The following is a 1,124-nucleotide window of genomic DNA, read 5'->3' as shown; positions in this document are numbered from 1 at the left end:
ATGGACGTTCGCGCCGCCGTAGCCGTTCAGGCCGGAAAGCCGCTTGAAGTGATGACCGTGCAGCTCGACGGGCCGAAGGCCGGCGAAGTACTGGTGGAAGTCAAGGCGACCGGCATCTGCCATACCGACGATTTCACCCTGTCGGGCGCCGATCCGGAAGGCCTGTTTCCGGCCATCCTCGGCCATGAGGGCGCCGGCATCGTCGTCGATGTCGGTCCGGGTGTGACCTCGGTCAAGAAGGGCGACCATGTCATTCCGCTTTATACGCCGGAATGCCGCGAGTGTTATTCCTGCACGTCGCGCAAGACCAATCTCTGCACCTCGATCCGATCAACCCAGGGCCAAGGCGTGATGCCGGACGGCACCTCGCGCTTCTCGATCGGCAAGGACAAGATCCATCACTATATGGGCTGCTCGACCTTTTCCAATTACACGGTGCTGCCGGAGATCGCCCTCGCCAAGATCAATCCCGACGCGCCCTTCGACAAGGTCTGCTACATCGGCTGCGGCGTCACCACAGGCATCGGCGCCGTCATCAACACCGCCAAGGTGGAGATCGGATCGACGGCGATCGTCTTCGGTCTCGGCGGCATCGGCCTGAACGTCTTGCAGGGGCTGCGCCTGGCCGGCGCCGACATGATCATCGGCGTCGATATCAACCCGGATCGCAAGGCCTGGGGCGAGAAGTTCGGCATGACGCATTTCGTCAACCCGAAAGAGGTCGGCGACGACATCGTTCCCTATCTGGTCAACATGACCAAGCGCAATGGCGACCTGATCGGCGGCGCCGACTACACCTTCGACTGCACCGGCAACACGAAGGTGATGCGCCAGGCGCTGGAAGCTTCGCATCGCGGCTGGGGCAAATCGGTCATCATCGGCGTGGCCGGCGCCGGCCAGGAAATCTCGACGCGGCCGTTCCAGCTGGTGACCGGCCGCAACTGGATGGGCACCGCCTTCGGCGGCGCGCGCGGCCGCACCGACGTGCCTGACATCGTCGACTGGTACATGCAGGGCAAGATCCAGATCGATCCGATGATCACCCACACCATGCCGCTCGAAGACATCAACAAGGGCTTCGACCTGATGCACAAGGGCGAAAGCATCCGCGGCGTGGTGGTCTA

The 1,124-nt window shown here is 63.0% G+C and carries 1 protein-coding gene; it reads left to right on the top strand.

What is annotated here, in order from left to right; genetic code table 11:
* A partial coding sequence (locus QWJ46_RS31005; RefSeq protein WP_302756357.1) for an S-(hydroxymethyl)glutathione dehydrogenase/class III alcohol dehydrogenase occupies window positions 1-1,124 on the top strand: 1,124 nt, incomplete at both ends.

This window comes from Rhizobium sp. CBN3, assembly GCF_030518245.1.
GTDB classification, from domain to species: domain Bacteria; phylum Pseudomonadota; class Alphaproteobacteria; order Rhizobiales; family Rhizobiaceae; genus Rhizobium; species Rhizobium aethiopicum_A.
This window is presented reverse-complemented; position numbering and strand designations above follow the sequence as displayed.